16 protein-coding genes are annotated in these 12442 nt (G+C 72.0%); 6 read left to right on the forward strand and 10 right to left on the reverse strand.

Features of this window, described 5'->3' with window-relative positions; all coding sequences use genetic code 11:
• Nucleotide 1 precedes the first annotated feature (1 nt).
• The 5 genes from ACGFI7_RS19700 to ACGFI7_RS19720 form a co-directional block, all read right to left on the reverse strand.
• Nucleotides 2-973 carry a sugar kinase gene (locus ACGFI7_RS19700; RefSeq protein WP_393406206.1) on the reverse strand — a complete coding sequence of 324 codons (972 nt, stop codon included), beginning with the start codon at nucleotides 971-973 and terminating at the stop codon, nucleotides 2-4.
• A gap of 40 nt (nucleotides 974-1013) precedes the next feature.
• On the reverse strand, nucleotides 1014-2114 hold the full coding sequence (locus ACGFI7_RS19705; protein WP_393406208.1) for a winged helix DNA-binding domain-containing protein: 1101 nt from the start codon (nucleotides 2112-2114) through the stop codon (nucleotides 1014-1016).
• 177 nt (nucleotides 2115-2291) lie between these two features.
• Nucleotides 2292-3518 carry a serine/threonine-protein kinase gene (locus ACGFI7_RS19710; RefSeq protein ID WP_393406210.1) on the reverse strand — a complete coding sequence of 409 codons (1227 nt, stop codon included), beginning with the start codon at nucleotides 3516-3518 and terminating at the stop codon, nucleotides 2292-2294.
• 110 nt (nucleotides 3519-3628) lie between these two features.
• A complete protein-coding gene (locus ACGFI7_RS19715; RefSeq protein ID WP_393406212.1) occupies nucleotides 3629-4183 on the reverse strand; it encodes a GNAT family N-acetyltransferase in 555 nt (184 codons plus the stop codon).
• Between the two features lie 12 nt (nucleotides 4184-4195).
• On the reverse strand, nucleotides 4196-4705 hold the full coding sequence (locus tag ACGFI7_RS19720; RefSeq protein WP_393406214.1) for a shikimate kinase: 510 nt from the start codon (nucleotides 4703-4705) through the stop codon (nucleotides 4196-4198).
• Nucleotides 4706-4742: 37 nt separating this feature from the next.
• On the opposite strand from ACGFI7_RS19720, the gene ACGFI7_RS19725 reads away from it, so the two are divergent.
• Together ACGFI7_RS19725 and ACGFI7_RS19730 are read left to right on the forward strand one after the other, a co-directional pair.
• Complete coding sequence (locus ACGFI7_RS19725) at nucleotides 4743-5024, forward strand: hypothetical protein (protein ID WP_393406216.1); 282 nt, start codon at nucleotides 4743-4745, stop codon at nucleotides 5022-5024.
• A gap of 37 nt (nucleotides 5025-5061) precedes the next feature.
• Nucleotides 5062-5448, forward strand: a complete 387-nt coding sequence (locus ACGFI7_RS19730) for a ChaB family protein (RefSeq protein ID WP_393406217.1) — start codon at nucleotides 5062-5064, stop codon at nucleotides 5446-5448.
• Nucleotides 5449-5529: 81 nt separating this feature from the next.
• Here ACGFI7_RS19730 and ACGFI7_RS19735 read toward each other — a convergent pair whose 3' ends face one another.
• From ACGFI7_RS19735 to ACGFI7_RS19745, 3 genes are all read right to left on the reverse strand, one after another.
• Complete coding sequence (locus ACGFI7_RS19735) at nucleotides 5530-7356, reverse strand: transketolase (RefSeq protein WP_393406218.1); 1827 nt, start codon at nucleotides 7354-7356, stop codon at nucleotides 5530-5532.
• Between the two features lie 66 nt (nucleotides 7357-7422).
• Nucleotides 7423-8442 (reverse strand): SDR family oxidoreductase, encoded by a 1020-nt coding sequence (locus tag ACGFI7_RS19740; RefSeq protein WP_393406220.1) that lies wholly within the window; start codon nucleotides 8440-8442, stop codon nucleotides 7423-7425.
• Between the two features lie 8 nt (nucleotides 8443-8450).
• Nucleotides 8451-8657 (reverse strand): hypothetical protein, encoded by a 207-nt coding sequence (locus ACGFI7_RS19745; RefSeq protein ID WP_393406222.1) that lies wholly within the window; start codon nucleotides 8655-8657, stop codon nucleotides 8451-8453.
• 107 nt (nucleotides 8658-8764) lie between these two features.
• Here ACGFI7_RS19745 and ACGFI7_RS19750 point away from each other — a divergent pair, with 107 nt between their 5' ends.
• Genes ACGFI7_RS19750 through ACGFI7_RS19760 form a run of 3 tightly spaced genes read left to right on the forward strand, consistent with a single transcriptional unit; the run spans nucleotide 8765 to nucleotide 10773 of the window.
• Nucleotides 8765-9763: a DNA topoisomerase IB gene (locus ACGFI7_RS19750; protein ID WP_393406224.1), complete on the forward strand. Its 999-nt coding sequence runs from the start codon at nucleotides 8765-8767 to the stop codon at nucleotides 9761-9763.
• Between the two features lie 46 nt (nucleotides 9764-9809).
• Complete coding sequence (locus ACGFI7_RS19755) at nucleotides 9810-10058, forward strand: BON domain-containing protein (protein WP_393406226.1); 249 nt, start codon at nucleotides 9810-9812, stop codon at nucleotides 10056-10058.
• Nucleotides 10051-10773 (forward strand): metallophosphoesterase, encoded by a 723-nt coding sequence (locus ACGFI7_RS19760; RefSeq protein WP_393406228.1) that lies wholly within the window; start codon nucleotides 10051-10053, stop codon nucleotides 10771-10773. The genes ACGFI7_RS19755 and ACGFI7_RS19760 overlap by 8 nt, the downstream gene beginning before the upstream one ends.
• Nucleotides 10774-10918: 145 nt before the next feature.
• Here ACGFI7_RS19760 and ACGFI7_RS19765 read toward each other — a convergent pair whose 3' ends face one another.
• Together ACGFI7_RS19765 and ACGFI7_RS19770 are read right to left on the reverse strand one after the other, a co-directional pair.
• Complete coding sequence (locus ACGFI7_RS19765; protein ID WP_020543887.1) at nucleotides 10919-11068, reverse strand: GPGG-motif small membrane protein; 150 nt, start codon at nucleotides 11066-11068, stop codon at nucleotides 10919-10921.
• Nucleotides 11069-11176: 108 nt separating this feature from the next.
• On the reverse strand, nucleotides 11177-11659 hold the full coding sequence (locus ACGFI7_RS19770) for a DUF1360 domain-containing protein (RefSeq protein WP_393406230.1): 483 nt from the start codon (nucleotides 11657-11659) through the stop codon (nucleotides 11177-11179).
• A gap of 80 nt (nucleotides 11660-11739) precedes the next feature.
• On the opposite strand from ACGFI7_RS19770, the gene ACGFI7_RS19775 reads away from it, so the two are divergent.
• The gene (locus tag ACGFI7_RS19775; RefSeq protein WP_393406232.1) at nucleotides 11740-12336 is read left to right on the forward strand and encodes a nucleotidyltransferase; all 597 of its coding nucleotides are present in this window, start codon (nucleotides 11740-11742) and stop codon (nucleotides 12334-12336) included.
• Nucleotides 12337-12442 lie beyond the last annotated feature (106 nt).

The raw sequence follows: 12442 nt of genomic DNA on the forward strand, positions 1-12442 counted from the left end.
GCTATCGGCTGACCCCGTCGGCGGAGCGCCCGAGGAGCGCCAGGTCGGCCCGGCTGGGCAGGCTCTCCCAGTCGCCCTGGGAGGTGACCGCGAACGCGCCCGCCGCGCAGGCCGTGGCCAGCCGCCGGTCCGGCTCCGCGCCCTCCAGCCAGTCGGCCAGCCACCCGGCGGCGAACGCGTCACCGGCGCCCACCGGGTCGACCTCCGTCACCTGGTAGGCCGGGGCCTGGGAGACGACCCCGTCGGACCACTCGACCGCACCCCGCGACCCCATCTTGACCAGCACGTGCCGCGGCCCCAGCGCCGCCAGCGCCCGCGCCACCGCCGCCGGGTCCTCCGGCGGGACCTCGGCGGCGATCAGGCGGGCCTCCTCCGTGGTCGCGAACAGGATGTCCGCCTGCCCCACCGCCTCACGCAGCCACGCAGCCGCCGCGTCCGGGCCCCAGAGGGCCTTGCGGTAGTTGACGTCCAGCGACACCGGCACCCCCGCGTCCCGCGCCTCCTCGACGGCGTACCGTACGGTCGCGCGGGCGGACTCCGACAGGGCCGGGGTGATCGCCGTGACGTGCAGCACCCGGGCGCCCCTGAGCAGGGACGGGTCCAGGTCCTCAGGCCGGAGGCGGGAACCGGCGCTGCCGGCGCGGTAGTAGCGCACGTCGACGTGGTCGGCCGTGCGCCTGCCCTTGATCATCAGCCCGGTCGGGGCCTCCAGGTCGGGGATGGCCCGCACGTCCAGGCCCTCGCCGGCGAGGGTCGAGCGGATCAGGTCGCCGAACTCGTCCGCGCCCACCCGGCCGGCCCAGCAGGCCGTGCGGCCCAGCCGGGTCACGCCGATGGCCACGTTGGACTCGGCGCCGCCGAGCCCCAGGTCGAAGTCTCGGGCGAAGCGCAGCGGGCCGGTGCGGCGGGACGCGAACAGAGCCATGGTCTCGCCGAAGGTCACCAGGTCTGTCGTCGGATGGAGTTCGGGCACGGTCAGAAACCTATTTCGGCGCGCGCCCGTACGCCAGGAATCAGGGCCGGGAAGGGCCGTCGAGAACCGTGATCGCGTGCTCGTCGCCCGGGGCGAGGAAGTCGAGCAGCCGCGCGCCCTCCTCGGCCACCGCGTCCAGCTCGGCGATCGGCGCCCACTGGTGCAGGTTCAGCGTGGTGACGCGGCCGGCCTTGGCGACGGTCCAGTCGCCCACCGGGAAGCCGTCGACCAGGATGAGGCGCGGCGCCACGTTGGCGGCCGGGAACCCCTTCAGCGCCGCCTCCGCCTTCTCGCCCAGCACCCGCGACCGGTCGGCGTGGGACAGGAACAGGTTGTCGAAGTCGTACATGAGCCGGACCGGAGCCGAGGCGCCGGGATCGGGCAGCTCCAGCTCCGGCAGGTCGTACAGGGTCCGCCCGTGCTCGTCGCGGTAGCGGCGCAGCTCCATCGGCTCCACCACCTCGCCCAGCCGCGTCAGCCCCGACCACGTCTGCGCGTCCATCACCGAGGCCGGGCCGAACGCGGCCAGATAGCGGCGCACCAGCTCCTCCGGGGTCATCGGCGGCGCCTCGACGCCCAGCCACGCCTCGGCGCTGGTGTGCGCGATCGGCCCGCTCCTGCCCCACAGCCCGCGCGGCGGCACCTGCACCAGCGGCACCAGCCAGCGCACCACCTGGCTGAGCGCGTGCGCGTCGTTGCCGGGCCAGCGCTCGGCCAGCGCCTTGCCCAGCGCCGCGAACGTCATCGGCGCCGCCTCCACCAGCGCCCGGCCCGCCGCCTCCAGCTCGTCCAGATCCACCCCGCGCAGCTTCCTGACGAACGTGGACCGTGTCCCCCGTTCGGTCACCACCTGCAGCAGCGGGCGCATGGCCAGCGCGTCGCGGGCCGTCACCAGGTGGATGGTGGAGCGCTGGAGCGCGATCCGCACCAGGGCGCGCGACTCCAGCAGCGCCGAGGCGTCCTCCGCGCGGAACCCGGCGATCCGGTTCCACAGGCCGGTGTACCAGGTGTGCGGGGTCTGCGCCTGCAGGCCGCCGACGTGCTCGACCACGTCGGGCACCGGCCGGTCCACCCGGGCGAGCAGGAGCTGGCGGTCGAGGGTGGCCCTGTTGAGGGCCCGGAGTGACAGAAGGGGGTCCATGGCACCAACGGTAGGGGCTGTCGCGGCCGGTCCCGGGCCGCGACAGCCCCAGCGACACCGGCGGAACCGCCGGACTGCGGTCTGCACGCGGAGATCCTCACGCTCCAACGGGAGTATGACCTCGAACGGCGATGAACGCCATGAACCGTCGCCCGCCGTTGTGCGCGCCGCTGAGCCTCAGTGAAGGTCCAGGTCAGGAGCCGTACGGGAGCGCGGGGAGAACCGGAACCACTCGGCCATCACGGCGCCGGCGCCGGTCAGCGTCACCGCGGCGAGCACCGTTCGAGTGGCCCACCGGAACCGGAACCCGCGCCACCCGAGCCGGGGCCGGGCGGGGGGCAGGCAGGCCCTGGCCCAGGAGCGGGTGTCCTCCGCCGGCTGGTCGAGCCAGGCGCGCAGGCGGGGCCAGGCGTGGAAGAGCGCGCCGCTGGCGGGGGCGAGGCGGTCGCCGGTCACCGCCACCAGCGTGCCGGCCTCGGTGCGGACGGGCGGGACGGCGACGCTGGGCCGGACCAGCAGCCCCGACGCGAGGAGCCGGGCGAGCACGGGCTCGTCGAGGCCGGTGCCGGGCGGCGTGCCGGAGGCCAGCGCGACCAGCAGGTCACGCAACCGGCCCTGCGCGGCGGCCGGCAAGGACGCGTACAGCTCCTCGGCCACCTCGCCCAGGGAGGGCGGGCCCGGCAGCGGCGGCACCTGGACCGTCACCGGCAGGAGCAGGTCGGCGGCCGACGGGCGGGACGCGGGATCCTTCGACAGGGCGCGCGCCACCAGGTCGCGCAGCGGCGGCGGCAGCACGCTCACGTCGGGGTCGCAGGACAGCACCCGGTGCATGACCTCGCCCAGGGAGCCGCCACGGAACGGGTCCTCGCCGGTGGCCGCGAACAGCACCAGCCCGCCCCAGGCGAACACGTCGCCCGCCGCGCCGGGCCGCTGCCCGGTGACGGCCTCGGGGGCGAGGTAGGTGCGGGCGCAGCCGAGCGCGCCGGGCACGCCGGGGCAGATCACCTTCGGTCCTTCGCCGGTGAGCAGCACCTTGCCAGGACGCAGGTCGCCGTGGGTCAGCCCGGCCCGGTGCAGGCAGGCGAGCGCCGACGCCACGGCCGTGGCCAGCGCGATCAGCTCTTCTCCCGCGTACGGGCCGCGCAGGGAGAGAGCCTCGCGCAGGGACGTCCCGCACGCGAACTCGCTCACCACGTGCGGGGCGGGACCGCCAGGCCGGACCTCGAGCACGCCGGCCAGATGCGGGTGGGTCAGCGGCCGGACGCGGGGGAGAGGGCCGCGCGGGACCCGGACCGCGAACCGGCGGCCCGCGTCGTCGTAGGCGTCGTAGACCACGCCGTGGCGGCCCGCGCCGAGCCGGCCCGCCAGCCAGTAGCCGCCGAGCCTCTCGGGATCTCCAGGCACCGAGCGCATCATCAGAAGGCTTAGACGCGGCCGAACGCGAAATTGTTGCGCAGGGCTCCCGGACACCACAGGCCCCCCGCGCGCCTCGGGGAGCCCGTGGGTAGTGATCATTATGGCAGTGTTTCGGATCTTGCTTGCCAGTCGGGCCGCAGCACGGACATGACGACGGCGTCGTGCCACTCGCCGTCCCAGCGCAGGGCGTCGCGGAGCAGGCCCTCCTCGACGAAGCCGAGCTTCTTGTAGACGTGCCGGGCCCGGTCGTTGAACGCGAACACCTCCAGGTGCACCCGGTGCAGCGGCGTGGTGCGGAAGGCGTGGCCGAGAGCGAGCGCGATGGCCTCGGTGCCGTAGCCCTTGCCGAAGGCCCGCGCGCCGATCAGCGCGATGCGCAGGTTGCACGACAGGTTGGCCGGGTCGAGCTCGTTGAGCACCACCTCGCCGACGTACTCGCCGCCCGCCTCGATGGCCAGGTCGAGGCGGTCGGGCTGGCCCGCCCTGGTGGCGCACCACTGGCGGCACGCCTCGGGATCCGGGACGGCGTGCGAGCCGGTCAGCCGCCGCACCTCAGGATCGGAGACCAGGGCGAGCAGGCCGTCGGCGTGCTCGGGCCCGACCGGGCGCAGCGTCACCCGCGCGCCGGTCAGGACGGGTTTCTGGGAGAACATCGCCCCTGGCTATCAGCCTTGGCCGGTCGCGGGCAAACCCATATCGCGCAACACGGCCGCCAGCACCTCCTCGGGCTTCAGCACCCCCACGTCGTACGTCAGATCCGCCACCCCACGGAAGAGCGGCTCGCGCCGGGCGCGCATGGCCGCGGGGGAGAAGTCGGGCCGGTGGTCGCCGGAGCGCATCCGTTCGGCCAGCACCGCGTCGTCCGCGTCGAGCCAGATCACCAGCGCCCCGCGCATCGCCTCGCGGGCCGCCGCGTTCTCCACCGTGCTGGCCGCGGCGGCGACCACCTTCGGCTCCCCGGAGAGCTCCTTGATCACGTGCTCCGCCTCCCGCTCGTGCAGCACGTCGGCTCCCTCACGGGCGGCGATCTCGGCGGCGCTGCCCCCGTATTTCCCCTTCAGGAAAGGGTCGCTGTCGCTGAACGGAAGGCCGAGAGCGCCGGCGATGAGGCGCCCTGCCGTGCTTTTACCGCTTCCCATCAGCCCTATTACCACGATTGGTTTGTTTTTCCCCATGGGGATAGAGGTTCCTCGTGTCAAGGAGGTAAATCAAATGACCATCGCCGGAAGCATCATCCTCATCATGCTCGGCGCGATCCTGACGTGGGCCGTCGAATTCGATCTCGCCGGTGTGGACATCAATGTCGTCGGTGTGATCATCATGCTCGGTGGGCTTGTCGGATTGCTGTTCGCCCTCTACCGGATCCAGGTCACCCGCAGGGCGGTCGGCCCCATCGAGGAGCCGGTCCACAGGCACGAGATCTACGAGGAGCCCGAGGCTCGCAGGACGACCGTGTACGAGGAGCGTCGTCACTACGACGAGCCGCCGCTCTGACAAGGCTTCAAGGAGGCTCTAAGGAGGTGGGCCGCACATGCCGGCCAGAGAGGAACTCCCGTCCACCATCCGGCGCTCGCCCAAGAAGGCGCAGGACACGTGGATGAAGGCGCACGACTCGGCCGTCGACACGTACGGCGAGGGCAGACGGGCCCACATGACGGCCTTCGCCGCGCTGAAACACTCCTTCGAGAAGGTGGGCGACCACTGGGAGCCGAAGGCGAAGAAGGGCCCGTCGGACCAGGGCGCGAAGGACCGCTCGGGCCGCACGGCCGAGGGCGTCGACGCCAACGCCACCAAGGAACACCTGCAGCGGGTGGCGGCCGAGCTGGGCATCAGCGGCCGTTCGAAGATGAACAAGCAGGAGCTCGTGGACGCCATCAAGAAGGCGAACCGGAAGGCGACCGCGAAGTCCCGCCGCTGATCCGTGGAAAGCCGAAACGGGCGGGCCGGTCTCCGGTCCGCCCGTTCCGCGTGTCGGCCCCGCTCAGATCAGGCCCTTGGCTCAGATCAGGCCCTTGACCGCCGCGACGATGGCGTGGCGGTCGATGCGCGCGTCGGCGAGCTGCTCGCGCGGCGTGGCCGAGCCGGGCATGCCGCGCACGGCCAGCTTCACCACCCGCGGCCCCAGCTCGCACACCGCGTCCAGCACGGCGTCGCCGAGACCGCCCTCCGGCCGATGGTCCTCCACCGTGATGAGGTTGCCGGTCGTGGTCGCCGCCTCGACCAGCACGGCCGTGTCGATCGGCTTGACGGAGTACATGTCCAGCACGCCGACCTGGACGCCGTCGGCGGCCAGCGTCTCGGCGGCCGCCAGCGCCTCGTGCACGGTGATCCCGGCGGCCACGATCGTGGCCCGGTCCGAGGGGGAGCGGCGCAGCACGCACGAGCCGCCCACGGGGAAGCGCTCGCCGGACTGGTGGATGACCGGCGTCTCGCCGCGGGTGGTCCGCAGGTACGAGACCCCGGACAGGTCCGCCATCTCCACGGTCAGGGCCGCCGCCTGGTTGGCGTCGCACGGGTAGAGCACGGTGCTGCCGTACACGGCCCGCATCATGGCCAGGTCCTCCAGTCCCATCTGGGACGGGCCGTCCTCGCCGATCGACACCCCGGCGTGCGAGCCGACGAGCCGGATCGACGACCGGCTCACGCCGGCCATCCGGATGAAGTCGTACGCCCGGGTGAGGAAGGCGGCGAAGGTGGCCGCGTACGGGACCCAGCCGCGCACCCCCAGCCCCATGGCGGCGGCGACGAGCTGCTGCTCGGCGATGTAGATCTGGAAGAACCGCTCGGGGAAGGTCCGGGCGAACTCCTCGGCCTTGGTCGAGTCGGCCACCTCGCCGTCCAGCGCCACCACGTCGCCGCGGGCGGCGCCCAGCGCGGCCAGCGCGTCGCCGTACGCGGTCCTGGTCGCCACCCGGTCGCCCACCTTGTACTCGGGCATGACCAGGTCGCCGCCTTCGAACCGGTGCGACTCGGCCCCGCGTTCCGGACGCCGCACGGTGACCCGCAGGTCACGCCGGCCGCCCAGCTCCTCGACGGCGACCTCCGGCTCCTTCAGCGGCTTGCCGTGCGCGCCCTCCTTGTCCTCGACCGCCCGCGCGCCCGCGCCCTTGCGGGTGACGGCCAGGACGGCGACGGGCCGGCCGCGGGTGCCGCGCGCCTCCTCGAACGCCTCGTCGATCCGGGCGGGGTCGTGCCCGTCGATCTCGATCGTGTGCCAGCCGAACGCGCCGAACCTGCGCGCGTACGCCCCGGTGTCCCAGCCGTGCCGGGTGGGGCCGCGCTGGCCCAGGCGGTTGACGTCCACGATCAGGGTCAGGTTGTCCAAGCCCAGGTCGCCGGCCTGCTCGGCCGCCTCCCAGATGGATCCTTCGGCCAGCTCGCTGTCGCCGCACAGGACCCACACCCGGTACGGCCCGCGCTCCAGCCGGCCGGCCATCGCGACGCCCACCCCGACGGGCAGCCCCTGGCCGAGTGAGCCGGTGGCCACGTCCACCCAGGGCAGCCGGGGCGTCGGATGGCCTTCGAGCCGGCTGCCGCGCTTCCGGAACGACAGCAGCTCCTCGTCGGTGATCGCGCCCGCGGCCTTGAACAGGGAGTACAGCAGGGGCGAGGCGTGTCCCTTGGAGAAGATGAGGTGGTCGCTCGCCGGGTTCCCCGGGTCCTCGAAGTCGTAACGCAGGTGGCGGGCGAGGAGCACCGCCATCAGATCGGCGGCGGACATCGACGACGTGGGGTGGCCGGAGCCCGCCTCGGCGGCGGCTCGCACCGAGTCGACGCGGAGTTGCGCGGCCAGCTCGCCGAGAAACCGCAGATCTCGTTCAGCCATGATTCCCTCCGATGGTTTCCGGCCGCCTGCCCGTGGGGATCCGGCGGATCGGAGCCCGCCGCTCGCTCAGCGGGAGGACTTCCTGGCCACGACCGCCGCGCCTGCCGCCGCGGTGGCGGCCGCCAGGGTGAGCAGGACCGGCCGGCGGTGCTGGGAGAGCCAGAGCTGCGGGCTGCGCGCGTGGCTGCGGTCGTCGAAGCCGCCATGGGCGCCGTGGTCGTGGTGCTCGTCGGCCGGCTCCCACAGGTTCGCGGTGCCGTTCGGGGCTTTCTCGTCGGTCTGCTGCGACTGGACGCCGGTCCTGGCCAGGTAGCGGTCCAGCAGGGCGGGGGCGACGCGCTGGGCCATGATGCCGGCCGCGGTCATGGCGCCGACCCAGTACTCCTTGCGTTCCGGGTGCGCGGCCGCGTGCACGATGCCCCGGGCGGCCACCTCCGGCTGGTAGATCGGGGGAACCGGCTGCGGGTGCCGGCGCAGCTTGGACAACGCCCAGTCGAACTGCGGCGTGTTCACCGCGGGGAGCTGGACCGTCGTGACCTGGATGCCGCTCCGCTCCGCCAGCAGCTCGGTGCGGAGCGACTCGGTGAATCCCCGGATGGCGTGCTTGGCGCCGCAGTAGGCCGACTGCAGGGGGACGGAACGGTGCGCGAGCGCCGAGCCCGTCTGCACGATCGTGCCCCGGTTCCTCGGGCGCATCAGGCCGAGGGCCACCTTGGTGCCCCAGACGTAGCCGAGGTACGTGACCGCGGTCGTGCGCTCGAACTCCTCGGGGGAGATGTCGGAGAAGGGGGCGAACACGGAGGAGAAGGCCGTGTTGATCCACACGTCGATGGGGCCCAGCTCGGCCTCGATCCGCTCGGCGGCCTTGCGGACCTGCTCGTAGTCGGCCACGTCCGCCTCGTACACCTGCCCGATGCCGCCGGCCGCGCCGACGTCCACCGCGGCGGCGCCGAGACCCGTCGTGCCGCGGGCGATGAGCGCCACCTTGGCGCCCTTGGCGCCCAGTTCACGGACCACCGCGCGGCCCACGCCGCCGCTCGCGCCCGTGACGACGACCACCCGGTCCTGGAGGATGTGGGGAGCCATGGGGGTGATCAGCCCGCCTCTCCGACGTCGCGGTTCTTCTGCCGGCGGACGGCGAGGTAGATGTCGACGGCCGTGACGATCGCCGCGATGACGGCGATCCCGGTCAGCACCCACGCCTGCGAGATGATGCCGAGCACCGCCAGAGCGAACAGGAACACCAGGATGAACGAGCCCGCTCTGATGTGGACCACGTCGCGGGGTGTCGCCGGGACCATCGCATGGCCCTTTTTGTCTTGGCTTTCGGACCAATACTTGTCTTCACTCATGGGCCGTCACCTGCCCGAGTCGTTTGCCCCCTAACGCGGCGGGTAGCCGGTCCGGCGTGCCCGACCTGCATCCCAGTGATCAGAACGAGCCGGGGATCACCCGGCGTCGCCGGGGCCGGGGATTCAGCTACCACGGCCCGGACGGCGAGAACGTCCGCAACAAGGCGACGCTGGCCAGGATCAGAGCGCTGACGATCCCGCCGGCATGGACCGACGTGTGGATCTGCGCGTCCCCCAACGGGCATCTGCAGGCGGTAGGCACCGACGCGGCGGGGCGTCGTCAGTACCGCTACCACGACCTGTGGCGGCAGCAGCAGGACGAGGCCAAGTTCGACCGGGTGCTGGAGCTGGCCGAGCGGCTGCCCGCGTTCAGGAAGAGCGTCGACGAGGCGCTCAAGGGGCGCGGCCTGACCAGGGAGCGGGTGCTCGCGGCCGCGGCGCGGCTGCTCGACATCGGCTTCTTCCGCGTCGGCGGCGAGAACTACGACACCTACGGCCTGGCCACGCTCCGGATGGAGCACGTCACCTGCGCACGCGGCACGATCACCTGCGCGTACCCCGCCAAGGGCGACGTGCCCCGCGAGGTCGTCGTGGCCGATCCCGCCGCCTGCCGGGTGGTCAGATCGCTCAAGGCGCTGCGGGCCGACGGCGAGCTGCTGCGCTACCGGGGCGAGAACGGCTGGGTGGACGTGCGCAGCGAGGACATCAACGACTACCTGCGCGAGACCATCGGCGAGTTCACCGCCAAGGACTTCCGCACCTGGCACGCCACCGTGCTGGCCTCCGTCGGGCTGGCCGTCTCGCGGATGGCCGACAGCCCGACCGCCAAGAAGCGGGCCGTCGCCCGGGTCATGCGGGAGGTCTCCGAGTATCTGGGCAACACCCCCGCCGTGGCGCGGTCCTCCTACGTGGATCCGCGGGTGATCAGCGCGTACGAGGCGGGCAGGACGATCGGCCATGCCCTCACCGAGCTGGGCGCGGGCGTGGACGACGGCAATCTGGCCACCCACGGTGAGGTGGAAGGAGCCGTCATCAACCTCCTTCGTACCGTTTGAGCGGTTCTTTGCCGGGCATGCGCGGCAAAGAGTAAGGAGGAAAGCGATGGAAGCTCCGCAGTACGTCGCGGCCCGCGTCCAGGCGGCGCTGGCCGAGGACGGCCGTACGCATGAGCTCGGCATCCGGGTCGACGTCAGAGGCGACCAGCTTTTCCTGCGTGGCCAGGTGAGCGGGGCCGAGCAACGCGACCGGCTCGGCCAGGTGGCCCGGGAGATCGCTCCTGATCTGCACGTGCACAACGAGATCAAGGTCGTCGAGGTCACCAGGCCAGGGGAGGATGAGCGTCTTGACTGATCTGCGCATCGCGGCCGTGGGAGACATCCATCTGGGCGAGGATGTGCGCGGCCAGTACCGCAAGAGCCTGGACGGGATCGAGGAACGCGCCGACGTGCTCATGGTGGCCGGCGACCTGACCCGGCACGGCACGCTGGCGGAGGGCCGGGTGGTGGCCGACGAACTGCGCGACCTGCCGATCCCGGTGGTGGCCGTGCTCGGCAATCACGACTACCACTCCGACCTGCAGCACGAGATCGCCGGTGAGCTGCGCGACGCCGGCGTCATCGTCCTCCACGACGACGGCGTCGTCATCGAGTGCTCCGGCGCGCGGCTCGGCGTGGTCGGCGGCAAGGGCTTCGGCGGCGGGTTCGCGGGCAAGTGCGCCAGCGAGTTCGGCGAGCGCGAGACCAAGAACTTCGTGCGTCACACCCGGCTGATCGCCGAGTCGTGGCAGCGGGCGCTCAAGGAGATGGACGCCGACCGCAAGGTCGTGCTGTCGCACTACTCCCCGATCAAGGAAACGCTGGAGGGCGAGCCGCTGGAGATCTACCCGTTCCTCGGCAGCTACCTGCTCGCCGAGGCGGTCGACACCGTGGGCGCCGACCTCATCCTGCACGGCCACGCGCACAAGGGCACCGAGAAGGGGATGACCTCCGGTGGCATCCGGGTGCGCAACGTCGCCCTGCCGGTGCTCGGCCGGGCGTACGCCGTCTACTGCCTCGCGGGCGAGTAGCCGCCCATGACGAAGCCCTTCCCGGGTCGCCCGGGAAGGGCTTCTTCGGTTCGGTGCAACTCCGTTTTTATTGAGGGCAATTCACCGGGCCGGCGGCGATAACCGCCGGCCCCGCGAACGAGCGTGTGGGGCGTCAGGACACGCCCTACACATTGAAGATGCTGACACCGCCGGGGCCGACCAGGAATCCGAGAACGATCAGTACGATCCCCCACAGGAGGTCGCGACGGGCCAGAATCACATAGATGCCGGCGATGACGAGAATTACCGCGATGATCCAGAGCAAAGTAGCCATGGGCCTCTCTCTGCCCTCCGCGCGGAGTATTTAACATTTTTCTACTTCGACCTCGTACGGAGTGGTTCGTGGCGATGTTCTGGCAGGCCAGTTCGCGTGCCGCACGGGCTAGGTGGACTGCACCATCTTGGTGTGGGCCAGCTGGAGCCAGTCGGAGGCGGCCACCGCCGTGAGCGCCGCCCCCGCCAGCCGGGTGGCGCGGGGGGCGAAGACCAGGCCGATGGCGTAGCCGGTGGCGACCCACTGGGCGATGCAGAACGGGCAGCTGACCAGTTCGCCGAGGGTGTTGCGCGGCTCTTCCTTCAGCTCCGACGGTCCGCTCACCCCCTCGAAGCGGGTGAACGGCGCTCGGATCGGGCTGGTGACCGGGTCCTTGGCCAGCAGGCGCGCCAGCTTGTTGGTGGACGCCGCCATCAGGCCTACGTCCAGCAGGCTGATCCGCTCCGGCGGACGCCTGCCGGTCAGCTTCGCGACGACGGCCGCCGCCGCCACGACCGTCCCGTAGACGCCGATGATGCGGACGTAGGTACCCAAGGGCCGGTCGTGCTCGCCCTCGTACTCCTGCTCGGTCTTCTCCAGGAACTCCGTCATAGGGCGTGGCGCTACCCTCAGGCCACCGCTCTACGCGCCGGAGCAGGCCTATTCGGCGATCGTGAGGGTAGCCCGCTCACATGAGCAGCCACAGTCATGAAGTCACTGACGCCATCCTTGACACCCTCAAACGGGCGAGCTCCGGGCTGAAGGACGCGAACGTGAAATTCGCCCTCGCGGGAGGGTGCGCGGCGTACGCCCGAGGCGCGGCGCCCTCCCTGCACGACGTGGATTTCGTGATCACCGAGCATGACGTGCCCGCCGCCCTGGAGGCGCTGCGGGGCATCGGTTTCCAGACGGCCAAGCCGCCGGAGGACTGGCTGGTGAAGGCGTACGACGACGGCAAGCTGGTGGACCTGATCTTCAGGGTGTCGGACCGGGCGGTCACCGACGAACTGCTGGACCGGGCCGAGCCGATGAAGGCGTCGGCGGTGATCGTGCCGGTGCTGGAGGCGACGGACCTGGTGATCTCCTGGCTGATGCCGCTGTCGGAGCACGCGTGCGACTACGGCGCGCTGCTTCCCCAGGTGCGGGCCCTGCGTGAGCAGGTCGACTGGTCCCGGGTCGCCGCCGTGACGGCGCCTTCCCCGTACGCGGCGACCTTCCTGACGCTGCTGGAACGGCTCGGCGTGCTGGAGTCGGCGACCGAGCCCGCGGGAGACACCTCCTGGCCGTGAGCCACGGACACCGCCGCGGGCCGCGTCGCTTCGGCGCGGCATTTTCGTGCCCGCAGCCGGACGATCACGCGGCCCGCGCGGCGGTTATCCGGGTGCGTCCCGTCTG

Source organism: Nonomuraea sp. NPDC048826 (genome assembly GCF_043198225.1).
Taxonomy (GTDB): Bacteria; Actinomycetota; Actinomycetes; order Streptosporangiales; family Streptosporangiaceae; genus Nonomuraea.